Source organism: Clostridium sp. ATCC BAA-442, from assembly GCF_964239415.1.
Taxonomy (GTDB): Bacteria; Bacillota; Clostridia; order Oscillospirales; family Oscillospiraceae; genus Flavonifractor; species Flavonifractor plautii.
Genome location: NZ_CAXSQB010000007.1, coordinates 88843 through 115002, shown reverse-complemented (window position 1 = coordinate 115002; position 26160 = coordinate 88843). Strand labels below are relative to the sequence as shown.

The 26160-nt window shown below is 66.0% G+C and carries 21 protein-coding genes and 1 tRNA gene; 10 read left to right on the top strand and 12 right to left on the bottom strand.

Going from position 1 to position 26160, the window contains the following annotated elements:
• Positions 1-158: 158 nt before the first annotated feature.
• The 3 genes from mnmG to ACESY8_RS05180 are packed head-to-tail and all read left to right on the top strand — an operon-like array spanning position 159 to position 3645.
• The gene (gene mnmG / locus ACESY8_RS05190) at positions 159-2024 is read left to right on the top strand and encodes a tRNA uridine-5-carboxymethylaminomethyl(34) synthesis enzyme MnmG (RefSeq protein ID WP_148342166.1); all 1866 of its coding nucleotides are present in this window, start codon (positions 159-161) and stop codon (positions 2022-2024) included.
• Positions 2021-3025, top strand: coding sequence for a tRNA 2-thiouridine(34) synthase MnmA (gene mnmA, locus ACESY8_RS05185; protein ID WP_148342167.1), 1005 nt, complete (start codon positions 2021-2023; stop codon positions 3023-3025). Before mnmG ends, mnmA begins: the two co-directional genes overlap by 4 nt.
• 23 nt (positions 3026-3048) lie before the next feature.
• Entirely contained in the window at positions 3049-3645 is a 597-nt protein-coding gene (locus ACESY8_RS05180; RefSeq protein WP_243276655.1) for a hypothetical protein, read from the top strand.
• A 125-nt stretch (positions 3646-3770) separates the two neighbouring features.
• Here the strand turns inward: ACESY8_RS05180 and ACESY8_RS05175 are convergent, their stop codons facing one another.
• From ACESY8_RS05175 to ACESY8_RS05165, 3 genes are all read right to left on the bottom strand, one after another.
• Positions 3771-5027, bottom strand: coding sequence for a competence/damage-inducible protein A (locus ACESY8_RS05175; protein WP_148342169.1), 1257 nt, complete (start codon positions 5025-5027; stop codon positions 3771-3773).
• A gap of 183 nt (positions 5028-5210) precedes the next feature.
• Complete coding sequence (gene thiI, locus ACESY8_RS05170) at positions 5211-6377, bottom strand: tRNA uracil 4-sulfurtransferase ThiI (RefSeq protein WP_044938335.1); 1167 nt, start codon at positions 6375-6377, stop codon at positions 5211-5213.
• Positions 6378-6472: 95 nt separating this feature from the next.
• Positions 6473-7987: a YifB family Mg chelatase-like AAA ATPase gene (locus ACESY8_RS05165; RefSeq protein ID WP_054338832.1), complete on the bottom strand. Its 1515-nt coding sequence runs from the start codon at positions 7985-7987 to the stop codon at positions 6473-6475.
• Between the two features lie 444 nt (positions 7988-8431).
• Here ACESY8_RS05165 and nifJ point away from each other — a divergent pair, with 444 nt between their 5' ends.
• Positions 8432-12067, top strand: coding sequence for a pyruvate:ferredoxin (flavodoxin) oxidoreductase (nifJ, locus tag ACESY8_RS05160; RefSeq protein ID WP_024723883.1), 3636 nt, complete (start codon positions 8432-8434; stop codon positions 12065-12067).
• Between the two features lie 266 nt (positions 12068-12333).
• Here the strand turns inward: nifJ and ACESY8_RS05155 are convergent, their stop codons facing one another.
• Positions 12334-13638 (bottom strand): putative ABC transporter permease, encoded by a 1305-nt coding sequence (locus ACESY8_RS05155; protein ID WP_007489930.1) that lies wholly within the window; start codon positions 13636-13638, stop codon positions 12334-12336.
• A gap of 111 nt (positions 13639-13749) precedes the next feature.
• On the opposite strand from ACESY8_RS05155, the gene ACESY8_RS05150 reads away from it, so the two are divergent.
• The 5 genes from ACESY8_RS05150 (at position 13750) to ACESY8_RS05130 (ending at position 18272) form a co-directional block, all read left to right on the top strand.
• Complete coding sequence (locus ACESY8_RS05150) at positions 13750-14274, top strand: nitroreductase (RefSeq protein ID WP_009257202.1); 525 nt, start codon at positions 13750-13752, stop codon at positions 14272-14274.
• A gap of 62 nt (positions 14275-14336) precedes the next feature.
• Positions 14337-15803 (top strand): S-layer homology domain-containing protein, encoded by a 1467-nt coding sequence (locus tag ACESY8_RS05145; protein ID WP_204681709.1) that lies wholly within the window; start codon positions 14337-14339, stop codon positions 15801-15803.
• 115 nt (positions 15804-15918) lie between these two features.
• Positions 15919-17184, top strand: coding sequence for a putative DNA modification/repair radical SAM protein (locus tag ACESY8_RS05140; RefSeq protein ID WP_054338833.1), 1266 nt, complete (start codon positions 15919-15921; stop codon positions 17182-17184).
• A gap of 9 nt (positions 17185-17193) precedes the next feature.
• On the top strand, positions 17194-17970 hold the full coding sequence (locus tag ACESY8_RS05135; RefSeq protein WP_498794654.1) for a TIGR03915 family putative DNA repair protein: 777 nt from the start codon (positions 17194-17196) through the stop codon (positions 17968-17970).
• Entirely contained in the window at positions 17967-18272 is a 306-nt protein-coding gene (locus tag ACESY8_RS05130; protein WP_007489925.1) for a TIGR04076 family protein, read from the top strand. The genes ACESY8_RS05135 and ACESY8_RS05130 overlap by 4 nt, the downstream gene beginning before the upstream one ends.
• A gap of 36 nt (positions 18273-18308) precedes the next feature.
• Here the strand turns inward: ACESY8_RS05130 and ACESY8_RS05125 are convergent, their stop codons facing one another.
• The 8 genes from ACESY8_RS05125 to ACESY8_RS05090 form a co-directional block, all read right to left on the bottom strand.
• Positions 18309-19157, bottom strand: coding sequence for a zinc dependent phospholipase C family protein (locus ACESY8_RS05125; RefSeq protein WP_009257207.1), 849 nt, complete (start codon positions 19155-19157; stop codon positions 18309-18311).
• A gap of 123 nt (positions 19158-19280) precedes the next feature.
• On the bottom strand, positions 19281-19982 hold the full coding sequence (locus ACESY8_RS05120; RefSeq protein WP_337649571.1) for an ABC transporter ATP-binding protein: 702 nt from the start codon (positions 19980-19982) through the stop codon (positions 19281-19283).
• A gap of 12 nt (positions 19983-19994) precedes the next feature.
• Positions 19995-20837, bottom strand: coding sequence for an ABC transporter ATP-binding protein (locus tag ACESY8_RS05115; protein ID WP_404861482.1), 843 nt, complete (start codon positions 20835-20837; stop codon positions 19995-19997).
• A gap of 5 nt (positions 20838-20842) precedes the next feature.
• Positions 20843-21925 (bottom strand): branched-chain amino acid ABC transporter permease, encoded by a 1083-nt coding sequence (locus tag ACESY8_RS05110; RefSeq protein WP_007489920.1) that lies wholly within the window; start codon positions 21923-21925, stop codon positions 20843-20845.
• A gap of 10 nt (positions 21926-21935) precedes the next feature.
• Positions 21936-22856, bottom strand: coding sequence for a branched-chain amino acid ABC transporter permease (locus ACESY8_RS05105; RefSeq protein WP_007489918.1), 921 nt, complete (start codon positions 22854-22856; stop codon positions 21936-21938).
• 160 nt (positions 22857-23016) lie between these two features.
• Entirely contained in the window at positions 23017-24231 is a 1215-nt protein-coding gene (locus ACESY8_RS05100) for an ABC transporter substrate-binding protein (RefSeq protein WP_007489916.1), read from the bottom strand.
• A gap of 132 nt (positions 24232-24363) precedes the next feature.
• Entirely contained in the window at positions 24364-25089 is a 726-nt protein-coding gene (ymfI, locus tag ACESY8_RS05095; RefSeq protein ID WP_054338835.1) for an elongation factor P 5-aminopentanone reductase, read from the bottom strand.
• Complete coding sequence (locus ACESY8_RS05090) at positions 25086-25880, bottom strand: alpha/beta hydrolase (RefSeq protein WP_204681710.1); 795 nt, start codon at positions 25878-25880, stop codon at positions 25086-25088. The genes ymfI and ACESY8_RS05090 overlap by 4 nt, the downstream gene beginning before the upstream one ends.
• A gap of 125 nt (positions 25881-26005) precedes the next feature.
• Here ACESY8_RS05090 and ACESY8_RS05085 point away from each other — a divergent pair.
• A tRNA-Val gene (locus ACESY8_RS05085) sits at positions 26006-26081 on the top strand.
• The last annotated feature ends 79 nt before the right edge of the window (positions 26082-26160 follow it).

The following is a 26160-nucleotide window of genomic DNA, read 5'->3' as shown; positions in this document are numbered from 1 at the left end:
GTAGGGGCGGGTGTGGGCACCCGCCCCTACGGGTCTGCGGCAAGGGAAGTATTTCCCGCAAAATGTAGGGGCCGATGCCTACATCGGCCCGCTGAGCCGAATTTGGCGTTTTTTTCGCTGCCGACCCATTGGATACTTTGAAGCGAGAAGGAACATACATGGATTACGAAGCAGGAAGTTACGATATTGCCGTCATCGGCGCGGGCCACGCAGGCATTGAGGCCGCCCTGGCCGCGGCGCGGCTGGGGCTGAACACCCTGTGCTTCACCGTCAATCTGGACGCGGTGGGCAACATGCCGTGCAACCCGGCCATCGGCGGCACGGGCAAGGGCCACCTGGTGCGGGAGCTGGACGCCCTGGGGGGAGAGATGGCAAGGGCCGCCGACCAGGCCTGCATCCAGTACCGGCTGCTCAACCGGGGCAAGGGCCCGGCGGTGTGGTCCCTCCGGGCGCAGGCCGACCGGCGGAGGTACCAGGAGATCATGAAGCACACCCTGGAACAGCAGGAGCGCCTGTGGGTGAAGCAGGCGGAGATCACCGATATCTATGCCGAAGGCGGCCGGGTCACCGCCGTGCGCACCGCCTACGGGGCGGTGTACCGGGTGCGGGCGGTGGTGGTGGCCTCGGGCACCTACCTGGGGGGCCGCACCATCGTGGGGGATGTGACCCGCTCCTCCGGCCCCGACGGCCTGGCCGCCGCCCTCCCCCTGACCGAGAGCCTGAAAAGGCTGGGCCTGGGCCTGCGGCGGTTCAAGACGGGCACGCCCCCCCGGGTGAACGCCCGCAGTGTGGATTTCTCCCAGATGGAGGTACAGCCGGGGGACGAGCGGGTCCTCCCCTTCTCCTTCGAGACGGAGCGGCCACCAGAGAATCAGGCGGTGTGCTGGCTGACCTACACCAATGCCGCCACCCACGCCGTTATCCGGGCCAACCTGGACCGCTCCCCCCTGTTCTCCGGGGTGATCGAGGGCATCGGGCCCCGGTACTGCCCCTCCATCGAGGACAAGGTGGTGCGCTTTGCCGACAAGGAGCGGCACCAGCTCTTCGTGGAGCCCATGGGGCTGAACACCGAAGAGCTCTACATCCAGGGCCTGTCCTCCTCCCTGCCGGAGGACGTGCAGGTGCAGATGCTCCACACCATTCCCGGCCTGGAGCGGGCGGAGATGACCCGCCCGGCCTACGCCATCGAGTACGACTGCGTGGACCCCACCGAGCTGCTCCCCACCCTGGAGCACAAGCGGGTGGCGGGACTCTACGGGGCCGGGCAGTTCAACGGCTCCTCCGGCTACGAGGAGGCCGCCGTCCAGGGCTTCGTGGCCGGGGTGAATGCCGCCCTGAAGCTTCTGAACCGGGAGCCCCTCATTCTGCGGCGGGATCAGGGGTACATTGGGGTGCTCATCGACGATCTGGTGACCAAGGGCACCAATGAGCCCTACCGCATGATGACCTCCCGCACCGAGTACCGCCTGCTCCACCGGCAGGACAACGCCGACCGGCGGCTGTGCCCCGTGGCGCATGCTATCGGCCTGATCAGCGACGAGCGGTACCGGCGGGTGGTGGACAAATACGCCGCCGTGGACCGGGAGATCAAGCGCCTGGAGCACACCGGCACCGCGGAGGGCCGCCTGTGCGACCTGCTCCGCCGGCCGGAGAACACCTATGAGAGTCTGGCCGGGGCGGATCCGGACCGGCGGCCGCTGCCCACCGCCGTCACCGAGGCGGTGGAGATCGCCGTGAAATACCAGGGCTACATCGACCGCCAGCTCCGCCAGGTGGCCGAGCAGCGGAAGATGGAAAACCGGCCCCTCCCCCCCGATCTGGACTACCTGTCCCTGCGGGGCCTGCGCACCGAGGCCCGGCAGAAGCTGGACAAGATCCGCCCCCTCAATCTGGGGCAGGCCTCCCGCATCTCGGGCGTCTCCCCGGCGGACATCGCCGCGCTCATGATCCATCTGGAGCGGCCCCAGGGCGGAGAGGGGGCGGGCCCCTGCCCCGCAAAATCCCAGGAAAAGGAGACGCTATGAAGGAAAAGATTGTGCTGGGCCTGTCGGGCGGGGTGGATTCCGCCGTGGCGGCCCGGCTCTTGCAGGAGCGGTACGACGTCACCGGCCTCTATCTGGACATCGGCCTGGGCGGTACGGGGGCGGCGGACGCCGCCGCCGTGGCGGAGCGGCTGGGCATTCCCTTCGAGACGGCCGACATCCGGGCCGAGCTGGAGCGGGAGGTGTGCGCCCCCTTTGCCGCCGACTACCGGGCGGGCCGCACCCCCCTGCCCTGCGCCCGCTGCAATCCGGCGGTGAAGTTCCCCGCGCTCTTTGCCCTGGCCGGCCGCATCGGGGCCCGGTATGTATCCACCGGGCACTACGCCCGTGTGGAAAACGGGGGGCTGAAAAAGGGCATGCCCGCCAACGACCAGTCCTATATGCTGGCCCGGCTGACGCGGGAACAATTACAGAGAGTAATATTTCCGCTGGGAGATTACGAAAAGGCCCAGGTGCGCGCCCTGGCCCGGGACTTTGGCATCCCGGTGGCGGACAAGCCGGACTCCATGGAGATCTGTTTTATCCCCGACGGGGACTACGCCGCCTGGCTGGAGAGGCGCGGGTTTTCCACACCGGAGGGAAACTTTGTGGATAAAGAGGGAAAGGTGCTGGGCCGGCACCGGGGGATCCACTGCTATACCCTGGGCCAGGGCCGGGGCCTGGGGGTGTCGGGGCCCCATCGGTACTATGTGACCGCCCTGCGGCCGGACGCCAACGAGGTGGTGCTCTCCGACGGCTCCGATCTGGGCCGGGACGAGGTGCGGGGGACGGAGCCCAACTGGCTGGCCGTGGACGGCCTGACCGGCCCCATGGAGGTGACGGTGCGGCTGCGCCACTCCCGCACGCAGACGGCGGCCACCCTGGAGCCGGAGGAAGACGGCGTGCTGCTGCGGATGCACACCCCCGCCCGCGCCCCAACCCCCGGCCAGCTGGCGGTGTTCTACGACGGCGACGCCGTGGTGGGCTCGGCCTGGATTGTATGAGAGAGAAAGAGAGGACGATGGACATGAAAAAGCTGCTTGGTTTGGCCCTGGCGTGCGCCCTGCTCCTGACGGGCTGCGGCGCCCGGGGCGGAGACAAGGGGGAGGAGCTGGGGGACAACACTATCCGCCCCCTGGAGCTCACCGAGGAGGAGGCGGCCCTGCTGAAGCTGGTGGGGGGCTCCGACGCGGAGTACGGCCTGTTTGAGTGCGCGGCCGGCGAGGGTGTGAGCGACTGCACCGTGGAGGTGCTGTCCTGGGAGAACGGGGCCTGGCAGACCGTGGCGGAGGGGGGCGTGTCCATCAGCGCCGCCGGGACGCGGCGGCTGGGGGTCGTCCTCAGCGGGGATAAGATCACCGTAAATGTCCAGGACGGTGGCACCCAATACAGCTACGCCCCCCGGCTGGACGGGATGGACCGCGGCCTGGAGACAGGCCGGGCCTCGGTCTGGCTGGAGGAAGATCAGGCCATGACCATAGGGGAGCGCACGCCGCTCTATCTGGAGATCTATGATGACGGGGAGGGCGTGGGAATTCCTCCCCTGCCCGGCGGGTTCTCCGACTTGGCCAATCTCAACCAGTACGATCGGGCATACGCCGTGGCTGTCACCCTGAAGGGCTAGAGGCGGGCCGTTTCAGCACCGGCGTAGGAGCGGCCCTTGTGGCCGCCCGGCCCCTATGGATGGCAATTGTCCGCCCCTATACAAAAACAGCGGGTATTCTGTCTCTGGCAGAATACCCGCTGTTTTTATTTTACCTCCAGGCCGGAGAGATACCGCCGGGCCAGGTCAAAGCCGTGGGAGGCGGACACGTGGCGTACCCGCTCCCGGCCCAGACCCTGCTGGATTTTCCGCACCCAGGTGCCGTCCGGCGCGGCCAGGGCCAGGTAGACCAGTCCCACCGGGTTGCCCCGCTCGTCGGGATCGGGCCCGGCCACGCCGGTGGAGGCCACCGCCAGATCGCACCCCAGTACCCGCCGGGCTCCCTCGGCCATGGCGCGGGCCACCGGCTCGCTCACCGCCCCGAACTCGTCCAGCAGCGCCTGAGGCACCCCCAGGACGGTGTGCTTCACCCCGGTGGCGTAGCTCACCACGCCGCCGCGGAACACGGCGGACACCCCGGACAGATCGGTCATGCGCTTGGCGATCAGCCCGCCGGTGCAGCTCTCGGCGCAGCCCAGGGTGAGGCCCTTTTCCTTCAAAAGCTGGAACACCGCCGCCTCCAGGGAGGGCACGTCGGCGCCGTAAATGAGGGGGCCGAACCGGGCCCGCAGGCGCTCCTCCACCGGGGCGATCAGGGCCCGGGCGGCCGCCTCGTCCGCCGCTTTGGCGGTGATGCGCAGCTCACACTCCCCCTCCTTGGCATAGGGGGCCAGGGTGGGGTTGGTCATGGCCTCCATCTCCTCCCGGAGCTGGGCCTCCATGGAGGACTCCCCGATGCCGAAGAGCTTGAGCGTCCGGGAGACAATGACCCCGTCGGCCAGGCTCTTCAGGTAGGGGATCACCCGGTGGGTGAACATGGCCCTGCACTCCCGGGGCGGGCCGGGGAGCATGATGACCCGCACCCCGTCCGCCTCGAAGGCCACGCCGGGGGCGGTGCCCCAGTCGTTGTCCAGCACCGTGCACCCCTCGGGCAGCATGGCCTGCTGGTAGTTGTTCTCCGTCATGGGGCGGCCGGCGTGGAGCCGCTCAAAGTAGGCCTCGATGCGGCGGGCGGAGGGCGCGTGGAACACCAGCTTTTTGCCGAAGCACTCGGCCAGCACGTTTTTGGTCAGATCGTCGCAGGTGGGGCCCAGGCCGCCGGTGGTAATAAGAATGTCCGCCCGGCTTTTGGCCAGCTCCACCGCGGCCCGCAGCCGCTGGGGGTTGTCGCCCACCACCGTGTGGTAGTAGACGTTGATGCCCAGGGCCGACAGGCCCTGGGAAAGCATCTGGGCGTCGGTGTTGGCGATGTTGCCCAGCAGCAGCTCCGTACCGACTGCGATCAGCTCCGCAGTGTGAGACATAAAAAAGACCTCCTGTCGCCAACACCGGCATCGGCGGCGGGTGCCGCCGCAAATGCGCAGCGCAGCATTTCCACAGGGCGGATTCACTCCGCCCGAGGATGTAGTAATTGGGAGTTCTCCTCCGCGGGGGGAGAAACCGTAGGGGCGGCCTTTATGGCCGCCCGCCGTTTCCCGCCGCTGCGGTCAGACCTGAACCCGCTCGATGCCGTCCACGGCGGCCTTTACCAGGCCCTCCACGTCCAGCGCGGCCTCGGCGGCCTCCAGCTCCCCCAGCACAGGGCGCAGCCGGGGGTGGCGGGGGGTAAAGACGGTGCAGCAGTCCTCATAGGGCAGGATGGAGGTCTCGAAGGTGTTGATCCTCCGGGCGATGCGGACAATCTCCTCCTTGTCCATGCCCACCACCGGCCGCAGGATGGGCAGGGTGGTGACGGCGGTGGTGGCCCGCATGGCCTCCATGGTCTGGCTGGCCACCTGGCCCAGGCACTCGCCGGTGACGATGGCCCCGGCGCCGCACCGCTGGGCCACCGCCTCGGCGATGCGCATCATGAACCGCCGCATGAGCACGGTGAACAGCTCCTCCGGGCACTTGCGGCGCAGCTCCTCCTGGATGGCGGTGAAGGGCACCACGTGGACGGTGAGCCGTCCGCACCAGGGGGTGAGCAGCTTGGCCAGGGTGAGCACCTTCTGCTTGGCCTCCTCGGAGGTGTAGGGGTAGGAGAAGAAGTGCACCATTTCCAGGGCAATGCCCCGCTTGGCGATCATCCAGGAGGCCACGGGGGAGTCGATGCCGCCGGAAAGCAGGCTCACCGCCCTGCCTCCCACGCCCACGGGCAGGCCGCCGGCTCCCGGCTCCGGGTCGGCGTGGACGTAGGCGGCGTAGTCCCGCACCTCCAGGTAGACGGTCAGCTCCGGGTGGTGCACGTCCACGGTCAGGTTGGGGTACTTCTCGTCCAGCTCGCCGCCCACGTACTGGGAGAGCTGGATGGAGGTCATGGGGAAGCTCTTGTCCGCCCGCTTGGACTCCACCTTGAAGGTCTTGGCGGCCGCCAGCCGGTCCCCCAGGTACTCCACGGCGGTCTGGAGCATGGCGTCCTTGTCCTTCGCGCAGGCCCGGGCCCGGGACAGGCCAACCACGCCGAAGAGCTTGGTCATGGCCTCCCACGCGCCGTCCAGATCGCAGTCCTCGCTCTGCGGCTCCACATACATGGTAGACTGCTTGGTGTATACCTTGAATTTGCCGTGGGCCTGGAGGCGGCGGCGGGCGTTGGCCACGAGACGGTCCTCAAAGGTACGCCGGTTGAGCCCCTTAAGCACCAGCTCCCCTAGTTTTAACAGAATAATCTCGTTCATGTAGTCTGGATTCCTTTCCCAAAGTTTCACTATTATATCCAATTTGTTTTTTGTTGTCCAGAGGGGCGGGCCTGTCTCCACCCGCGTCCGGGGGCCTACCGCCGCAGGTACTCCGGCGGGCGGTACTGGAGGGCTTCGGCCAGGTGCTCCACGGCGATGGCCTCCGCCCCGTCCAGATCGGCGATGGTGCGGGCCACACGGAGGATGCGGTCGTAGCTGCGGGCGGTGAGGCCCATCCGGTCGAAGGCCCCCTTCATCACGGCGCGGCAGGCGTCGTCCAGGGCGCAGAAGCGGGAGAGCTCCGCCGGGCCCATCTGGTCGTTGCAGGCCGGGCCGCCGGGGCCGAAGCGGGCGGCCTGCACCGCCCGGGCCCCGTCCACCCGGGCCTTGATGGCGGCGGAGGGCTCCGCCGGGGTCCGGCGGGAGAGCGCGTCAAAGTCCAGTGGCGGCACCTCCACGAACAGGTCGATGCGGTCCAGCAGGGGCCCGGACAGGCGGCTGAGGTACTTCTCCACCGCCTGGGGCGAGCAGCGGCAGCGGTCCGAATAGCCGTACCAGCCGCACTTGCAGGGATTCATGGCGCACACCAGCATGAAGCGGGCGGGGAACACCGCCGTGCCCGACACCCGGCTGATCTGCACCCGCCCGTCCTCCAGAGGCTGGCGCAGGGTCTCCAGGGCCTCCTTGGAGAACTCGGGCAGCTCGTCCAGAAAGAGCACCCCGTTGTGGGCCAGGGAGATCTCTCCCGGCCGGGGACTGGAGCCGCCTCCGGCCATGCCCATGGCGGACACCGTGTGGTGGGGGGAGCGGAAGGGCCGCCGCACCAGCAGGGGGTGCTCAGAGGTGGTGAGGCCCAGGACGGAGTGGATCTCCGTGGCCTCCAGGGCCTCCCGCCGGGTCAGATCAGGGAGGATGGAGGGCAGGCGGCGGGCCAGCATGGACTTGCCCGATCCGGGCGGGCCCACCATGCAGAGGTTGTGGCCGCCGGCGGCGGCGATCTCCAGGGCGCGCTTCACGTTTTCCTGCCCCTTCACGTCGGCAAAGTCGGGGCAGGCAAAGTCCTCCGGCCCCGGCGTCCAGGCCGCCGCCGGCTCCAGAGGGGCCTCCCCCCTCAGATGGGCCGCCAACTGCCCCACGCTCTCCACCGGGTAGACCTCCAGCCCGCCGGCCAGAGTGGCCTCGGCGGCGGAGGGGGCGGGGACGTACAGCCGCTTGATGCCCGCCCTCCGGGCGGCCAGGGCCATGGGCAGCATCCCCACCACCGGCCGCAGGGAGCCGGACAAAGACAGCTCCCCCACGTAGGCGCTGTCCGGCCCGTCCAGCCTGAGCTGCCCCCCGGCGGCCAGAATACCCGCCAGAATGGGCAGATCGTACACCGTGCCCCCCTTGCGCTGGTTGGCGGGAGCCAGGTTGACCGTGATGCGGGACACCGGGAAGGTGAAGCCGCAGTTTTTAATGGCGGCGCGCACCCGGTCCCGGGCCTCCTTCACCGCCGCGTCAGGCAGGCCCACGATCTCAAAGGCGGGCAGACCGGCCGACAGGTCGCACTCTGCCCGCACCTCATAGCCGGAGATCCCGCTCAGCCCCAGGGAGCGCACTTCACAGAGCATGGGTGCCGCCTCCTTTCCCTTTCGTCATGTTGCATCCATTATAGCATACCGGACCCGCCGCCGAAAGGGTGAAAAGCGGCCCTGTACCGGCGGAGGGAAAGGGGAGAACAGGATACGGCAAAGGACCGGCTTTAAAACTGCATATTTTAGCATGCTCAGTTTAGTTAGTAATATATAACTAAATAATTTTTCTCAAAGGAGAACGGAAAAAATCCAATTATTTCTTCTAATTCAGGAACAAAAAGAAAAATAATAATTCAGAGTAAGATTTGATTTACAAACGTCAATGAAGGTGATAAAATGTATGCGCCCCGGGGGGACAGGCTCCGCCCGGAGGCAGCTGTAATCAGCCAGGGTAATGGGAATCGGGCCCGGTCAGTCCGGGGGATGGACGGGGACGGATTCCCATTGCCCTGGAACCATGAACAAGGAGGAATCGTTTCTATGGCGAGAAAGCTGAAAACCATGGACGGCAACACGGCGGCAGCGCACGTGTCCTACGCCTTCACCGAGGTGGCGGGCATCTACCCCATCACCCCGTCCAGCCCCATGGCCGACAATGTGGACCAGTGGGCCGCCCAGGGCCGCAAGAACATCTTCGGCACCACCGTCAATGTCATCGAGATGCAGTCCGAGGCCGGCGCCGCCGGTACGGTCCACGGCTCTCTGGCCGCGGGCGCGCTGACCACCACCTACACCGCCTCCCAGGGCCTGCTGCTGATGATTCCCAACATGTACAAGCTGGCCGGTGAGCTGATGCCCACCGTGTTTCACGTGTCCGCCCGTACCGTGGCCACCCACGCGCTGAACATCTTCGGCGACCATTCCGACGTTATGGCCTGCCGCCAGACCGGCTTTGCCATGCTGTGCGAGTCCAACCCCCAGGAGGTCATGGACCTGGGCGCCGTGGCCCACCTGGCAGCCATCAAGGGCCGCGTCCCCTTTATCAACTTCTTTGACGGCTTCCGCACCTCTCACGAGATCCAGAAGATCGCCATCTGGGACAACGAGGATCTGGCCGACATGGTGGACATGGACGCCGTGGAGGCCTTCCGCAAGCGCGCCCTCAACCCCGAGCGCCCCGTGATGCGCGGCTCCCACGAGAATGGCGACATCTTCTTCCAGCACCGCGAGGCCGCCAACAAGTACTATGACGCCCTCCCCGAGATCGTGGAGGAGTACATGGGCAAGGTCAACGCCAAGCTGGGCACCAACTACCAGCTCTTCAACTACTATGGCGCGCCCGACGCCGACCGGGTTATCATCGCCATGGGCTCCATCTGCGACGTGGCCGAGGAGGTCATCGACTACCTGAACGCCCACGGCGAGAAGGTGGGCCTGGTGAAGGTCCGTCTGTACCGGCCCTTCCGCGCCGACAAGCTGCTGGCGGCCATCCCCGCCACCGCCACCAAGATCGCCGTGCTCGACCGCACCAAGGAGCCCGGCGCCCTGGGTGACCCCCTGTACCTGGACGTGGTCACCGCCTTCGCCAACGCCGGCCGGCAGGCCACCATCATCGGCGGCCGCTACGGCCTGGGCTCCAAGGACACCCCGCCCAGCAACGTGTTCGCCGTGTATGAGGAGCTGACCAAGTCCGCGCCCAAGCGCCAGTTCACCGTCGGCATCGTGGACGACGTGACCCACACCTCCCTGGAGGAGAAGCCCTCCCCCAACACCGCGGCCCCCGGTACCATCGAGTGCAAGTTCTGGGGCCTGGGCGGCGACGGCACCGTGGGCGCCAACAAGAACTCCATCAAGATCATCGGCGACCACACCGACAAGTACGTGCAGGCCTACTTCCAGTACGACTCCAAGAAGACCGGCGGCGTAACCATCAGCCACCTGCGCTTCGGCGACGAGCCCATCCGCGCCCCCTACTACATCAACAAGGCCGACTTTGTCGCCTGCCACGTGCCCGCCTACATCGTCAAGGGCTTCCCCATGGTCCGCGACGTGAAGGACGGCGGCGTGTTCCTCATCAACTGCCAGTGGTCTGACGAGGAGCTGGATCACCACATGCCCGCCGTGGCCAAGCGCTACATCGCCGAGCACAACATCCAGGTCTACACCATCAACGCCATCGACCTGGCCATCGAGATCGGCATGGGCAAGCGCACCAACACCATCCTCCAGTCCGCCTTCTTCAAGCTGGCCAAGGTCATGCCCGAGGCGGAGGCCATCGGCTACATGAAGGACGCCGCCACCCACTCCTACCTGAAGAAGGGCCAGGACGTGGTGGATATGAACCACAAGGCCATCGACATGGGCGCCACCGCGTTCCACAAGTTTGAGGTGCCCGCCTCCTGGAAGGACGCCAAGGACGAGACCGTGGCCGAGCACGTGGAGGGCAACGCCGCCACCGTGAAGATGGTCAAGGAGATCATGGAGCCCGTGGGCCGCATGGACGGCGACAGCCTGCCCGTCTCCGCCTTTGCCAACGGCCACGAGGACGGCACCTTCTGCCAGGGCGCTTCCGCCTATGAGAAGCGCGGCGTGGCCGTCAGCGTGCCCGAGTGGGATCAGACCAAGTGCATCCAGTGCAACCAGTGCTCCTATGTCTGCCCCCACGCCACCATCCGGCCCTATGCCCTCACTGAGGAGGAGGCCAAGAACGCCCCCGCTCAGGCCAAGATCGTGGACATCAAGGCCGGCAAGGGCAAGGGTGTATACAAGTTTGCCATTGCCATTTCCCCGCTGGACTGCATGGGCTGCTCCGTGTGTGTGAGCACCTGCCCCGTCAAGGCCCTGACCATGAAGCCCCAGGAGTCCCAGGCTGCCGAGCAGGAGGTCTTTGACTACATGGTGGCCAAGGTGGCCCCCAAGGCCGACGTGGAGGACACCAATACCGTCAAGGGCAGCCAGTTCAAGCAGCCCCTGCTGGAGTTCTCCGGCTCCTGCGCCGGCTGCGCCGAGACCGCCTATGCCCGCCTGGTCACCCAGGTCTGCGGCGACCGTATGTATATTTCCAACGCCACCGGCTGTTCCTCCATCTGGGGCGGCCCGGCTGCCACCTCCCCCTACACCGTCAACAAGGAGGGCAAGGGTCCCGCCTGGGCCAACTCCCTGTTCGAGGATAACGCCGAGCACGGCCTTGGCCTGCACCTGGGCCAGAAGGCCATCCGCAGCCGCCTGGCCGACAAGACCCGCGCCCTGCTGGCCGTGGAGTGGTGCACTCCAGCCATTAAGGAGACTGCCCAGAAGTGGCTGGATACCATGGAGGACGGCGCGGCCAACGCCGAGGCCACCAAGGCCTACATCGCCGCTCTGGAGGACGGCCTGTGCACGGTGGACGAGCTGCTGGCCAGCTCCAAGCCCGAGATCCAGGCGTTTGGCAAAGAGCTGCAGGCCAAGGGTGAGAAGCTCTGCCAGTGTGACGCCTGCAAGCTGGCCGCTGAGATTCTCCAGGAGAAGGAGTATCTGGTTAAGAAGTCCGTGTGGATCTTCGGCGGCGACGGCTGGGCTTACGACATCGGCTACGGCGGCCTGGATCACGTCATCGCCTCCGGCGAGGACGTCAACATCTTCGTCTTCGATACCGAGGTCTATTCCAACACCGGCGGACAGGCCTCCAAGTCCTCCAATATCGGCCAGGTGGCCCAGTTTGCCGCCGCCGGCAAGAACCAGCCCAAGAAGAGCCTTGCGGAGATCGCCATGCAGTACGGCTACGTCTACGTGGCCCAGGTGGCCATGGGCGCCAACCCCAACCAGACTCTGAAGGCCATCACCGAGGCTGAGGCCTACCACGGCCCCTCCCTGGTCATCGGCTACGCCCCCTGTGAGATGCACTCCATCAAGGGCGGTATGGCCAACTGCCAGGTTGAGATGAAGAAGGCCGTGGAGTGCGGCTACTGGAACCTGTTCCGGTTCAACCCCGCTCTGAAGGCCGAGGGCAAGAACCCGTTCACCCTGGACTCCAAGGCCCCCGCCGGCGGCTATCAGGAGTTCCTGATGAACGAGGCCCGCTACTCCTCCCTGACCCGCGCCTTCCCCGAGCGCGCCAAGGAGCTGTTTGCCCAGAACGAAGAGGCCGCCAAGGAGCGCTATGAGCATCTCACCAGACTGGTGGAGCTCTACAAGTAAACAAGCTCGCACAAGGGCCCCGGACGAAACGTCCGGGGCCCGTTTTATACGGCGGCCGACGGGGGGGCGGCGCTTTGCGCCGTCCAAGCGTTTTGGGCCGTGGGCCCAAAACCTTGATGCCGGCGGAATTCCGTTCCGCCGGACAGATAAAATAAAGATGGGGGCCCCGGCGGGGCAGAGCCGACGCCCTCCCACGCGGCTCTCTCCGCCCCATGTAAAGGCACCCTCCAGGTCTCATGACCCGGAGGGTGCTTGACGGCTTGGACTCAGCCAGTCATCTTCGCATAGGGGTAGATGCGCTCCATCACGTCGTCACCGTAGTGGGCATCCATGTACTGCTCCCAGGCCGCGTCGGCGGGCTCTCCGGCGGCCCGGGCGCTGTAGCGTGCCAGGGCCAGGCCGCTGACCGCCATATTGACGGACATGAAGGCGATGAGCAGCCAGACCACCGCTTTCCCGGGGCGCGGCGGAATCTTGGCGATCCAGCGGGCCAGGATGGGGTAGAGCCCCCGGAACCAGGCCACCGCGGCGAAGCCCCAGAAGAAGCAGTACAGCAGGTTGATGCGCCCGCCCAGGTTGAAGGGAATAGCGCTGTAGTCCCAGAACACGGTGCCGAACACCAGCTCGGTAAAGACGCTGCACAGGTACTCATACAGGCCGCCCAGCAGGGTGCCCGCCACAAAGAAAAAGGAGGCCGAGCGGTCCCGGTATTTGTAGAGGAACAGGGTGGCGGCGGCCAGGGCCAGGCCCCACACGATGCTGAAGGGGCCCCACACCACGCTGCTGCGGCTCATCCACCAGCCCATTTTGAGGCGGCAGAAGATGGTTTCGGCCAGATCACCGGCCACTCCGCCGATAAAGAACAGGAGCAGGATGCTGTAAAAGCTGGCCCCCCGGGCAAAGGGACTGACGGTGGTCCTTTCCCGCCGGCGGGAAAAGACCGCGCCGGGGTGGGCCTTCTGAATGCGCCCCTCGGCGCGGCGGAGAATCCACTCCCCAAGCCGGACGGAGAGGGCGGCCAGACGGCTGTTTAGGTTCTCCAGCGGGGGCAGGCTGCTGCGGACGCCGCAGAGGGTCAGCACGGTGCCCGCGATGTCCGCCGCCAGCAGGGCCAGCAGCACCCACAGCAGGATTTCCCCCACCAGCGGAGGCAGCCAGCGGTAGAGGGCCAGGAGCAGTGGATTGATCCACTGTACGGCCGCCAGGCCCAGCACGCCCCACAGGAGGAAGGCGCCGACACAGATGTAGCCGTCTAGGTTGCCGCGCCGGTTGGAGTAGTCCCACCAGCGGGTGTGGGTGGCCTTCTCCAGCAGGTGACCGGCGATCCATTCCACCACCGTGGAGCAGATGGCGCTGCCCAGGAAGAGGAAGAAGTAGTTGCCCCGCAGCTCGGGCAGACCCACGGTAAGCAGAACGGCAGTGATGCCGTAGCAGGCGCACAGCGGGCCGAACAGCACGCTGCGGTCCACATAGCGGTGAAGGCGGACGGCGGAAACCGCCGTCTCCAGCACCCAGCCGAGGAAGGAATAACAGAAAAAGAGCCATAGGAGGGGAAACAGAGGCACAAGCATCCGCCTTTCTTTTCATCAACACTGGTGGGAAGAGAATCTGAGGATTGTATCTTATCGTATTTTCCGGTAAAATACAACCGATCTCTCATAAGAAAGGCAGGTAATTTGGCAATGAACGAAGTGTTGAAGGTTTTGAAGGAGCGCCGGAGCTGCCGCAGCTACCGGCCGGAGCAGATCACCGACGAGGAGTTGAACGCAGTATTAGAGGCGGGCACCTATGCTCCCACGGCCCGGGGCCAGCAGTCCCCGATCATCGTGGCAGTGCAGAATCCCGCTGTGGTGGAGCAGCTGCGGAAGATGAATGCCGCAGTGCTGGGCACCCCGGAGGCCGACCCCTTCTACGGTGCGCCCACCGTGCTGGTGGTGCTGGCGGCCAGGGATAACACCAACCGGGTATATGACGGCAGCTGCGTCATGAGCAACCTGATGAACGCAGCTAAGGCGGTGGGGCTGGCCTCTTGCTGGGTTCACCGGGCCAAAGAGGTGTTTGACTCCGAGGAGGGTAAGGCCCTGCTCCGACAGTGGGGCGTGGAGGGCGACTACGAGGGCATCGGCCACTGTATCCTGGGCTACCGGGCGGACACGGCCCCTGCACCCGCCCCCCGCAAGGAGCACTACATCTACCGGGTCCGGTAGGGAGGAAAACAGGTGCTGCGGCCGGGCCGCGGAATCCGTTGCTTGTAAAGGAGAGATAGAGCATGCACACGGTAAAGAGAGTCTGCACACTGGTCCTGACGGGCCTGCTGGCCCTGCCCATGGCCGCCCCCGCGGGGGCAGCGGCCGCATCCTTCTCCGACCTGCCCTCCAGTCACTGGGCCTATATCGCCATGACGGAGGCCGCGGGCTACGGCATCCTCCAGGGCACTGGAGCCAACACCATGAGCCCCTCTGCACCCCTGACCTGGCCCCAGTTCCTGGCCATGGCCGCCCGGGCCTTTGCCCCGGAGGAATATGCCCGCAGCGCCGCTTCCGGCGCGGCCTGGGATCAGGCGGGGCTGGATGCCGCCCGGAGCGCCGGCCTGCTGGAGGGGCTGGACGAGGCCGCGCTGACCGGGGCGGTCACCCGCCAGGATGCCGCGGTGGTGCTCTGCAACGCTCTGCCGGAGGAATATACCCCCTCCTTCTGGGATCAGCCGATTGATCCCACAGCCCTGTCGGACTGGGGGCGGATGGACAGCCTCCGCCAGGAGGCGGTGGCCGAGCTGGCCCGCCGCTGCGTCATCCAGGGCAAGGCGGACGGCTCCTTCGGCTATGCCGATCCCCTTCAGCGCTGCGACGGCGCGGTGCTGTTGATGCGGGTACTGGAGCAGGTGGACAATAGCTGCCGCGGCGAGAGCCAGACCGTCACCCTTCACATTCTGAACGCCGACACCGGCGAGGCCCTCCTGCCCGACCAGCAGGTGGAGACGGAGGTGAGTACCTACCTGTCCAGCCTGGCGAACGGGCTGGACGTGGGCTACTACGTCTACGACTACGACCGGGAGACGGCATCGTATACCAGCACTGCCTGCGACAGCTATACCCTGTATTTCCGGCCCATGACCGGGGCCGAGATTCAGGAGGAGCAGTTCTGGGAGAAGGTGGAGCGGGGCGAGGCCGCCTATGAGGACTACTATAAGCAGGACTTCTGGCTCAGCTTCCAGGGGGACAACGCCCGCAAGCACATCCTTCTCTTCGGCGACGAGAGCAAGAGCCGCTTTGCCAGCCAGGAGGAGGCCGCCGCCGCTATGACCACTGTCACCGTGCCGGTATGGCAGCTCTCCGGCGGGGAGAAGGTGTCCTCCACCCTTACCCTCTCCGTCCACGCCGCCCTGGCGGAGGACGTGAAGGAGATCTTCACCGAGATCTACAACGATCCTGAGCACTTCCCCATCCACGATGTGGGCGGCTACGCCTGGCGGGGCGACTCCGCCACCGGCGAGCACAACTGCGGCACCGCCATCGACATCAACGCCAACGAGAATTACCAGATCCGCGACGGTCAGGTGCTGGCCGGCAGCTGCTGGGAGCCGGGGAGCAATGCCTATTCCATCTCCCCCGACTCCTCCGTGGTGCGCATCTTTGCCGAGCACGGCTGGAGCTGGGGCGGCGACGCCTGGGCTTACAGCAGCGACGATTCCGAGGGCTACCACGACTATATGCACTTCTCCTACATGGGAGAGTGACCAAGCAACCCACCCCGGGCCTCGGCTCCGGGGTGGGTTTCCATTATCCCCCTCTTGACTGAAACAAATGTTCGATATATAATAAAGCTAAAGAAAAAGAAGAGGGGGCGGCAGTGTGGAGCTGCTGGACAAGCTGACCATTCTGGCCGACGCGGCCAAGTACGACGCGGCGTGCACCTCCAGCGGGCTGGATCGGGCGGGCCGGCCCGGCGGCCTGGGGAGCACCCTGGCCGCCGGGTGCTGCCACTCCTTCTCCGCCGACGGCCGGTGCATCTCCCTGCTCAAGGTGCTGCTTACCAACCGGTGCGTCTACGACTGCGCCTACTGCGTCAACCGCCGCTCCAGCGATGTGCGCCGGGCCGCCTTCACCCCACGGGAGCTGGCGGAGCTCACCATCGGCTTTTACCGGCGCAACTACATCGAGGGACTCTTCCTCTCCTCCGCCGTGTGGGGCGGCCCCGACCGCACCACCGAGGCCATGATCGAGGCCCTGCGCCTGCTGCGGGAGGAGTACGGCTTCCGCGGCTATATCCACGCCAAGGCCATCCCGGGGGCCGACCCCCTCCTCACCCGGCGGCTGGGCCTGCTGGCCGACCGCCTGTCCGTCAACATCGAGCTGCCCAGCGAGGAGAGCCTGGGCCGCCTGGCGCCCGACAAGGCCAAGGCCGCCATCCTGGCCCCTATGGCCCAGATCCGGGATGGCATTCAGGCCAGCCGGGGGGAGCTGGCCCGGTTCCGCCACGCCCCCCGCTTCGCCCCGGCGGGGCAGTCCACCCAGATGATCATCGGCGCCACGCCGGAGAGCGACAGGCACATCCTCACCCTCACCCAGGCTCTCTACGACAAGTACAAGCTCAAGCGGGTGTTCTACTCCGCCTACATGCCGGTGTCGGACAGCGCCCTTCTCCCCGCCCGGCGGGACTTCAAGCCGCCCCTGCTGCGGGAGCACCGGCTCTACCAGGCGGACTGGCTGCTGCGGTTCTACCACTTCCGGGCCGAGGAGCTGCTGGACGAGGCCCACCCCAACTTCAATCCCCTGGTAGACCCCAAGTGCTCCTGGGCGCTGAGCCACCCGGAGTTCTTCCCGGTGGAGGTCAACCGGGCGGACTACGAGGCCCTGTTGCGGGTGCCGGGTATCGGGGTGACCTCCGCCCGGCGCATCCTGGTTGCCCGCCGGTGCGCGTCCCTCACCTTTGCGGGGCTGAAAAAGCTGGGGGTGGTGCTCAAGCGGGCCCAGTATTTCCTCACCTGCGGCGGCAAGTACCTGGAGGGCCTGCGGGTCTCCCCCGACGGGGTGCTCCGCCACCTGGTGGCCCAGGAGCGGCCCATGCTGACCCAGGGTGCGCCGGAGCAGCTCTCCCTCTTCGAGCAGACGGGTTAGGAGGCGGCCATGGACTGGACACCGGTTTCCTATGCCTACGACGGCAGCTTTGCCGGCTTTTTGACCTGTGTATTTGCCAGCTACGCCCACCGGGAGGAGCCCATGAGCTTTTCCACCCCGGAGGACGGGCGGATTTCCCTCTGGCCGGAGCGGACGGTGGACACCGACGAGGCCCGCGCCCAGCGGGTGTACCGCTCCCTGGCCCCCAGGCTGGGGCAGGAGGGGCGGCGGCTGGCGGTGTACGGCTTTCTCACCTGCCTGGAGGAGCGGGAGCTCCACCTGTGGCGGTTTCTCCGCCTGGGGTACGACCGGGGGCCGGGGGTGGTGCGGGATCTCACCGACGACCGGGTGGCGGTGCTGACCCGCGCGGTGGGCCACCTGACCGGGGAGGCCCATCTGCTCAAGGGCTTCACCCGCTTCTCCGAGCAGGAGGGGGTGCTGGTGGGGGAGATCGCCCCCAAAAACCGGGTGCTCCCCCTCCTCCGGCCCCACTTCTGCGCCCGCTATCCGGAGGAGTCCTTCGTCCTCTACGACCGCACCCACCGGGAGGCGCTGTTTTACCGGCCCCGGCGGTGGACCATCGTGCCCCTGGAGGCGTTCCGCGCCGCCGCCCCCGGCCGGGAGGAGCGGGACTTCCGCCGCCTGTGGCGGCGGTTCTACGACAACATCGCCATCGAGGGGCGGGAGAACCCCCGGTGCCGCATGACCCAGATGCCCAAGCGGTTCTGGGGCACCATGACAGAGTTTCAAAACGAACCGGAGGAGCGAAAGGAGCTTGCACCATGAAGAACGTGAAAATCACTGTGCTGCGCAAGGGATTTTACCCCGATCTGATCCGGGAGCACCTCACCGAGCCTCCGGAGGAGTGCGTCTGCGACTTCTTCCGGGAGGGGGATCAGTTCCTCTATACCGGGGGCGCGGAAATGCCAGCCGGCTTCTGCCCCTGGGCGTGGATCGATCTCTACCGCTCGGTGTCCGCCCTGTCCTGCGGTGCCTCCTATACCCCCTGGCAGCGGCGGGAGGGGGTCAATGTGGTGTGCTGTACCGACGGGCTGCGCCCGGTGACCTTCCTGTTGGAGGCCCAATGAGAAAGCGGCGCCCCCACAATGCGGGGGCGGCGCTTGTCATGTAACGGAGTGCTCTGGGATGTCCTGCCAGCGGATGCGCTGGGGGATGGGGGGCGGATTGCCCTTGAAGTCCCGGTCGAACCAGCGGGGCACGGGAGTTTCCGCCGAAATGGCCTGGAAAAAGGCGGTGATCTGCTCCGCTGTCTCAGGGATGGCCGCCTCCAGCAGACGGTTGAGATCGGCGTTGCTCTCCTGCGCCGAGGGGTGGGGCGTCTCCTTCAGGGCGATGCCCTTGGCGGAGGGAATGGGGAGCATGTGGCTCACCGCACCAATGACCTTGCCGGTCATGCGACCGTTGGAGCGGGCCAGGAAGCCGGAGAAGAAGGCCATGGAGCGGTAGGCCCGCCGCATCTGGTCAGGGGAGGCGTGGACAAAGGCCTGGGACGCCGCCTCCCAGACGGCGCGGTTGGCCGGGGCGCTGGGCAGTGGGGACTGCTCGGCGGCATTGAGGCCGTCCCGCTCCATCAGCATCCGGTCATACTCCCCCTCAATGGCCATGTGGGAGATGGGGCCGTCGGCGGCCCGGTCGTCCACGTAGCCGTGGCAGGCGCTGTCCAGGGCCAAATGGCAGAGGAAGCCAGCTCCGTAGCCGGTGGACATGGGTACGCCATCCTCGATAGCCTGGCGCAGACGCTCCACCGCGGGCAGGGCGGAGCGGCGGTGCATCTTGATCCCCTCCCGCCGGACGGCGTTGGGGCGGATGGGCTGGTAGAAGAACAGCGGGTCGGGGCCCAGACAGCCCAGGTCAAAGGCCTCCCGCTCCTGCTCAATGAGCTCGGACAGGCCGGCGGGCAGGTCCGCCAGCACCCGTTGGCCAAACGTCAGGTGCGCGTAGTAATTGGGCATGGTATGGATCAGCGCCTCCTTGCACAACGCGGCGATATTGCCTTGCTGACCATATTATAGCACGCCAGTCAAGGGGAGGAAATGGAAAACAGCCCGGCGGAGCGCGCTCCGCCGGGCTGCCGTTTAACCGCCCAGGTATGCCTTTTTGACGGCCTCGTCGGCCAGCAGCTCCCGGCCGGGGCCGGTGAGGGTGACCCGTCCGGTCTCCAGCACGTAGCCCCGGTCGGCCACGCTCAGGGCCATCTGGGCGTTCTGCTCCACCAGGAGAATCGTGGTGCCCGCCCGGTGGAGCTCCTTGATGATGTCGAAGATCTGCTCCACCAGCAGGGGGGCCAGGCCCATGGAGGGCTCGTCCAGCATGAGCAGCTTGGGGTTGGACATGAGGGCCCGCCCCATGGCCAGCATCTGCTGCTCGCCGCCGGACAGGGTGCCCGCCACCTGACGGCGGCGCTCCTTCAGCCGGGGGAACTGCTCGTACACCCGCTCCAGGCCGGGGGCGATGGTGGAGGCGGGCTGGGTGAAGCCGCCCATCTCCAGGTTCTCCTCCACTGTCATCTGCTGAAAGACCCGGCGGCCCTCCGGCACCTGGGCCAGTCCGCGGCCCACCAGCTTGGAGGCGGGGACGTTCTGGATGGGCTGCCCCAGGAACTCAATGGAGCCGGTGCGGGTGTGGAGCAGACCGGACACGGTTTGCAGTGTGGTAGTCTTGCCCGCGCCGTTGGCGCCGATGAGGGTGACAATCTCCCCCTCGTTGACCTGAAAGGAGATGTCCTTGACGGCGTGAATGGCGCCGTAATAGACGTTGATGTTCTTGACATCCAGCATCACAGCCATCTCTCAGCCCTCCTTTCCGCCGCCCAGGTAGGCCTTGATGACCTCCGGGTTGTTCTGAATTTCCGTGGGGGTGCCCTTGGCGATGATCTGGCCGAAGTTGAGCACACAGATGCCCTCGCAGATACCCATAACCAGGTTCATGTCGTGCTCGATGAGGAGAATGGCAATCTGGAAGGTGTCGCGGATTTTGACGATGTTCTCCATCAGCTCCGCCGTCTCCGAGGGGTTCATGCCCGCCGCCGGCTCGTCCAGTAGCAGCAGGGACGGGTTGGTACCCAGGGCGCGGACGATCTCCAGCCGGCGCTGGGCGCCGTAGGGCAGGGAGCCCGCCTTGACGCCCGCCAAATCCTGCATGTCAAAAATGGAGAGCAGCTCCAGCGCCCGCTCATGGGCGGTCTTCTCCTCCTTCCAGTACCGGGGCAGGCGGAGAATGCCGCTGAACAGGCCGCAGTGGATGGAATTGTGCATGCCGATTTTGACATTGTCCTCCACGCTCAGGTTGTTAAACAGGCGGATGTTCTGGAAGGTACGGGCGATGCCCGCCTTGTTGACCTGCACTGTGTTCATGTTGTGGGTGTCCACTCCGTCCAGCAGAACGGTGCCCCGGGTGGGCTGGTACACCTTGGTCAGCAGGTTGAACACCGTGGTCTTGCCCGCGCCGTTGGGGCCGATCAGGCCGGCGACCTCAGTGCGGCCGATGGCCATGTTGAACTCGTTGACGGCGGTGAGGCCGCCGAAGTCGATGCCCAGGTGCTGGGCCTCCAGGATGGGGCTCTTGTCCACGTCCCGCTCTGGAATCTTGTTGACGCTGGGCACTGGGACCAGCTTGGTCTCGGGTCGCTTTATGCTGCTCACTGCTTGCCGCCTCCTTTCACCGCCGCCGCATGGGGCGCGTCCGCCCGCTCCCGGTGGAACAGCCGGGAGAAGAAGCCCTTCAGGGTGGGATTGTTGGTGGCCAGCATGACCAGGATCAGCACAATGGCGTACACCAGCATGCGGTAGTTGGAGAACTGGCGCAGCGCCTCGGGCAGGATAGTGAGGGCGGCGGCGGCAATGACGGAGCCCCACATGTTGCCCAGGCCGCCCAGCACCACGAACACCAGAATCAGAATGGAGGTATTGAAGTCGAACTTGGTGGCGGCGAAGGTGGTCTGGCTGCACCCGTACAGGGTGCCCGCCGCGCCCGCCAGGGCGGCGGAGACCACAAAGGCAATCATCTTGTACTTGGTGACGCTGATGCCCACGCTCTCGGCGGCGATGCGGTTGTCCCGGGCGGCCATGACGGCCCGGCCGGTGCGGCTGTTGACCAGGTTGAAGATGACCACCAGGGCCACCAGCACCAGTACAAAGCCGGCAATAAAGGTGGAGATACGCTGGGTGTTCATCACGCCCATGGGGCCGCGGATGAGCTCCACCCCGCCGTCGGCCAGCTCGTTTTTGTTGGAGAGGAAGCTGAACTGGAGGCCGTTTTCATCCACCCCCAGGTAGACATTGGTGATGATGCTCTTGATGATCTCGCCAAAAGCCAGAGTTACAATGGCCAGATAGTCGCCATTGAGGCGCAGCACGGGGATGCCGATGAGAAAGCCCAGCGCGGCGGCGATGACCGCACCGAATACCATGGCCAGGGCCAGGCGCAGGGGGGAAAGGGTGACGGTGCTCTGGAGAGCCAGGGCCAGGGCAGAGCCGGCAAAGGCTCCAATGCTCATGAAGCCGGCGTGGCCCAGGCTCAGCTCGCCGGAGACGCCCACCACCAGGTTCAGGGCCAGCGCCATGACGATGTAGGCGCAGATGGGGATGAGCTGCCCCTCCAGCATGGCGCCCACGCCGGGGCCCATCCGCAGGGCCTGCACCACCACAAAGGCCGCAATGACCAGCGTGTAGGTAAACAGGCTGTTTTTGGTGGATTTTTTCATCTGTCCAAGTTGTCTCATCGCGTCCACCTCACACTTTCTCACGGACGGTCTTGCCCAGCAGGCCGGCGGGCTTCACCAGCAGGACGATGATCAGCACACCGAACACGATGGCGGTGGACAGCTCGGTGGAGATGTAGGCGCGGGCAAAGGTCTCAATGACGCCCAGCAGCAGGCCGCCCAGCAGGGCGCCGGGGATGGAGCCGATGCCGCCGAACACGGCGGCGGTAAAGGCCTTGATGCCGGGCATGGAGCCGGTGGTGGGGGTCAGGCTGGTGTAGGTGGACAGGAACAGGACGCCCGCGATGGCCGCCAGGGCGGAGCCGATGGCAAAGGTCATGGAGATGGTGCGGTTGACGTCAATGCCCATAAGCTGGGCCGCCGCCTTGTCCTCCGAGCAGGCCCGCATGGCCTTGCCCATCTTGGTGCGGCCGGTAAAGGCGGTGAGGGCCAGCATGATGGCCACGCACACCAGGACGGTCACGATGGTCAGCCAGGAGATGGAGAGCTGGCCGTCAAACAGGGTCAGCTTGGCGGACGGGCTCACCACGGGGGTAAATACCTTGGGGCTGGAGCTCCACAGGAGCTGGGCCGCATTCTGGAGGAAGTAGCTCACGCCGATGGCGGTGATGAGCACCGCCAGGGAGGTGGCCTGCCGCAGGGGCTTGTAGGCCAGCCGCTCGATGGTGATGCCCAGCACGGTGCACACCACCATGGCCAGCACCGTGCCAGCCAGGGCGGGAACCACCAGCGCGGCCAGGCTGCCCGGGGCGAAGAGGGAGGACAGCCCGTTCATGCTGAAAAAGCAGATGTACGCGCCCACCATGATGACATCGCCGTGGGCGAAGTTGAGCATCTTGGCGATGCCGTAGACCATGGTGTACCCCAGGGCGATGATGGCGTAGATGCTGCCCAGGCTGATCCCGTTGATCAGGTAGTTGAGGAAGACCATAACACACACCTCTCTGTCATGGATGATTGCGGCCGGGCAATGGCGGGCCGTTGCCCGGCCGCAATCATCCATTTGTTCTGTGTAAGCAGTTGGCGGGAGGGCCGCCGGCCGTGCCGGCCGCCCCCCCGGAACCGTGTTTTGTGAACGCTGGGACTGGCGATCAGTCCATGCCCACGTAAGCGCCGTTCTCGATAACCATGCCCTTGGGGCTCTTGGATACCTCGCCGGAGGCATCCCAGGTGATGCCGGCGCCGTCGCCAGTCAGGCCGGTCAGGGTAATGGTGGGGAAGGTGGCAATCAGGGCGTCGCAGAGCTCCTCATTGCTCATGTCGGGGGTGCAGCCGGCGGCCTCCAGGGCCATCTTGTAGGCGTAGACGCAGTCATAGGCGTCGGCGGCAAACTGGTTGGGGGTTTCGCCGTAAAGCTCCTGGTACTTGGTCACGAAGTTGACGGTGGCCTCGTCGGTGGCGTCGGCGTTGAAGGGGGTCAGCAGCATGACGCCCTCGGCTAGGGAGGCGTCAAAGCCGTCCATGGTCAGGATGCCGTCCATGCCGTCCACGCCGAAGAAGGTGGGGGTGTAGCCCATGGCGTCGGCCTGGCTCAGAATCAGGGAGGCGGGCTGATAGTAGATGGGCAGGAACACCAGGTCGGCCCCGGCCTGCTGGGCCTGGGTGAGCTGAACGGAGAAGTCGGTGGCGGTGTCGGTGGTAAAGGTGGCGTCGCCCACCACCTCCAGGCCCAGGGTCTCGGCCTCCTTCACAAACTGTTCCTTAATGCCGGTGGAATACACATCGTCATTTTTCCAGATGATAAAGACCTTCTCACCCAGGCCCTGCTCGGTGATATACTGGGCGGAGGCCAGGCCCTGGTTGGGGTCGGAGAAGCACATCTGGTAGACGTTGTCCTTGCCGCTGATGACATCGGGGGAGCTGCCGGAGGGGGTCATGGTAAAGATGCGGTCCTCAAAGGCCAGGGCGGAGGTGCTGACGCCGGGCTGGGAGGTGACGGAGCCCAGGGAGATCTGCATGCCCCACTCCTTCAGGGCGTTGTAAGCGTTGACCGCAGTCTCCGGGACGTTCACATCGTCCTCGTACTTCAGCGCGAACTGAATGTCGCCGCCGGCCTCTTTGATTTCATCCACGGCGATCTGGGCGCCGCGCTGGGCAGCCAGGCCATAGATGGCGGCGTCGCCGGTCAGAGGGCCGGTGCCGCCCAGCTTGAAGGCGGAGCCGGTGTTCTCCTGGACGGCGCTGGTGTTGGCTGCGTCGGGGGTCTGGGCTGCCCCGCCGCCGTCACCGCTGCCGCCGCAGCCGGCCAGCAGGGACACGCAGAGAGTACCCGTCAGTGCAAGAGACAGGAAGCGAGTCTTTTTCATAGTGGTATCCTCCTTTGAAGTTGTTGACAATTATATTCTGTGCGCTTGAAATTGTCAACTAGCAAAATACACAAGGGCGGCCTGTGAGAGACCGCCCTTGTGTAAAATATGAACAAATTGTGAAACGGACACTTAAATTACCAGCCCGCCGTTGGGGGCCAGCACTTGGCCGGTAACAAACCGGGCGGCGTCGGAGGAGAGATACCAGATGGCCTCCGCCACGTCCTCCGGGGTGCCGATGGCCCCCAGGGGAGTCTCCTCCGCCAGGGCGGCCAGGGCTTCCTGGTCCAGATGGGCGTTCATTTCCGTGGAAATAACCCCGGGAGACACGCAGTTCACCGTGATGCCCGAGGGGCCCAGCTCCTTGGCCAAAGCCCTTGTGAGGCCGATCACTGCGGCCTTTGCGGCGGAATAGGCCACCTCGCAGGAGCCGCCCACCTGCCCCCACATGGAGGACACGGTGACGATCCGCCCCGCCTTGCGGTGGATGAAGTGGGGCAGGGCGGCCCGGACGGCGTGAAACACGCCGTCCACGTTGACGGCAAACATCCGCCGCCAGTCGTCATCGGTCAAATCGCCAAACAATTTCTGCTGTGCAATGCCGGCATTGCATATCAGAATGTCAAGTTGACAATATTTATCCAACACATTGTCAACCATTCTTCCCACCTGGACCGGATCGGCCACGTCTGCCTGCACCGCCCAGCCCCCAATCTCCGCCGCCAGGGCCTCGGCCTGGGCCTGGGAACGGTGGTAGTTGATAACCACCTTACAGCCCCCGGCGGCAAAGCGCCGGGCGGTTGCCGCGCCGATGCCCCGGCTTCCGCCGGTGATCAGGACCACCTTCTGCTCCATCATCCTCTTCCTTTCAGCCAGTCTATGCACAGCGGATGCCAGGCCGCTGCATGGGCGTTATAGTGGGCCTCGTCCCGGGCACTCTCCCGGTCGGCCAGCCCCATGGCATGGGGCCCGTCCTGAAACAGGTGCAGCTCAAAAGGCACCTGCCGCGCCCGCAGGGCGCGGGCATAGTCCAGGGTATTTTCCACCGGCACCGTGGCGTCCCCCACCGTGGCCCAGAGAAAGGCGGGCGGGTGGCCCGGGCCCACCCGGCGGTCCGGCCGCAGCACCTCCGCCCCGCCCAGGGGGTCCAGATAGCGGGCCTCGTGCACCACCGGATAGCCCAGTATGGCCGCGTCCGGCCGCACCTGCTCCGGCGTCAGCCCCAGCCGCTCGTTCAGGAGGGGCTCGGCGTACCCGCCGGCCAGGCAGCCCGCCAGATGTCCCCCGGCGGAAAAGCCGCACACTGCCACCCGGTCGGGCCGGAAGCCCAGCTCCGGGGCGTTGGCCCGCATCCAGGCCAGAGCGGCCGCCCCCTCCAGGAATTGCCTGGGCCAGAGGGCGGGCAGCACACTGTAGGACAGCACAAAGGCCTGTACCCCCGCGGCCAGAAAGGCCAGGGCCACCGGCTCTCCCTCCGCCGGGGCAATGCGCTCGTATCCCCCGCCGGGGAGGATCAGCACCGCCCACCGCGCCCCGTCGTCGGCCAGCAGGCCGGTGCGGCCCCGGCAGTATATGTCCAGCCCCGTCTCCGGGGCGCCCCCGTCCAGCGCCGGATGGAGCTCCTCCAGAGAGACCCGTCGGCAGAGCATGCCCGCCACCCCTTTCCAATCCACTTTGATCCGAGTATACCAGCCGGGTTCCCCTTTGAAAAGGGGAAAATCAAAAAAAGTATTGACAAATAGAGCTTGTACGGATATAATAATCTACGCTGTCTGGACGATTAGCTCAGCTGGTAGAGCATCCGCTTGACGTGCGGGAGGTCACAGGTTCAAGTCCTGTATCGTCCACCAGATTAGCGGGGGGCATGACCCACAGAGGTCATGTCCCCCCTTATTGTTTCGCGTGGAAAGAGCCGCCCAGATGGGCGGC

Bases quoted from the DNA above. Each gene is read 5' to 3' on its own strand.
- ymfI (WP_054338835.1), bottom strand. From the start codon at position 25,089: ATGATGGAGCAGAAGGTGGTCCTGATCACCGGCGGAAGCCGGGGCATC.
- ACESY8_RS05130 (WP_007489925.1), top strand. From the start codon at position 17,967: ATGAAGAACGTGAAAATCACTGTGCTGCGCAAGGGATTTTACCCCGAT.
- nifJ (WP_024723883.1), top strand. From the start codon at position 8,432: ATGGCGAGAAAGCTGAAAACCATGGACGGCAACACGGCGGCAGCGCAC.
- ACESY8_RS05090 (WP_204681710.1), bottom strand. From the start codon at position 25,880: ATGCTCTGCCGACGGGTCTCTCTGGAGGAGCTCCATCCGGCGCTGGAC.
- ACESY8_RS05180 (WP_243276655.1), top strand. From the start codon at position 3,049: ATGAAAAAGCTGCTTGGTTTGGCCCTGGCGTGCGCCCTGCTCCTGACG.
- ACESY8_RS05125 (WP_009257207.1), bottom strand. From the start codon at position 19,157: ATGCCCAATTACTACGCGCACCTGACGTTTGGCCAACGGGTGCTGGCG.
- ACESY8_RS05105 (WP_007489918.1), bottom strand. From the start codon at position 22,856: ATGGTCTTCCTCAACTACCTGATCAACGGGATCAGCCTGGGCAGCATC.
- ACESY8_RS05155 (WP_007489930.1), bottom strand. From the start codon at position 13,638: ATGCTTGTGCCTCTGTTTCCCCTCCTATGGCTCTTTTTCTGTTATTCC.
- mnmG (WP_148342166.1), top strand. From the start codon at position 159: ATGGATTACGAAGCAGGAAGTTACGATATTGCCGTCATCGGCGCGGGC.
- mnmA (WP_148342167.1), top strand. From the start codon at position 2,021: ATGAAGGAAAAGATTGTGCTGGGCCTGTCGGGCGGGGTGGATTCCGCC.
- ACESY8_RS05165 (WP_054338832.1), bottom strand. From the start codon at position 7,987: ATGCTCTGTGAAGTGCGCTCCCTGGGGCTGAGCGGGATCTCCGGCTAT.
- ACESY8_RS05135 (WP_498794654.1), top strand. From the start codon at position 17,194: ATGGACTGGACACCGGTTTCCTATGCCTACGACGGCAGCTTTGCCGGC.
- ACESY8_RS05150 (WP_009257202.1), top strand. From the start codon at position 13,750: ATGAACGAAGTGTTGAAGGTTTTGAAGGAGCGCCGGAGCTGCCGCAGC.
- ACESY8_RS05145 (WP_204681709.1), top strand. From the start codon at position 14,337: ATGCACACGGTAAAGAGAGTCTGCACACTGGTCCTGACGGGCCTGCTG.
- ACESY8_RS05100 (WP_007489916.1), bottom strand. From the start codon at position 24,231: ATGAAAAAGACTCGCTTCCTGTCTCTTGCACTGACGGGTACTCTCTGC.
- thiI (WP_044938335.1), bottom strand. From the start codon at position 6,377: ATGAACGAGATTATTCTGTTAAAACTAGGGGAGCTGGTGCTTAAGGGG.
- ACESY8_RS05120 (WP_337649571.1), bottom strand. From the start codon at position 19,982: ATGCTGGATGTCAAGAACATCAACGTCTATTACGGCGCCATTCACGCC.
- ACESY8_RS05110 (WP_007489920.1), bottom strand. From the start codon at position 21,925: ATGAGACAACTTGGACAGATGAAAAAATCCACCAAAAACAGCCTGTTT.
- ACESY8_RS05175 (WP_148342169.1), bottom strand. From the start codon at position 5,027: ATGTCTCACACTGCGGAGCTGATCGCAGTCGGTACGGAGCTGCTGCTG.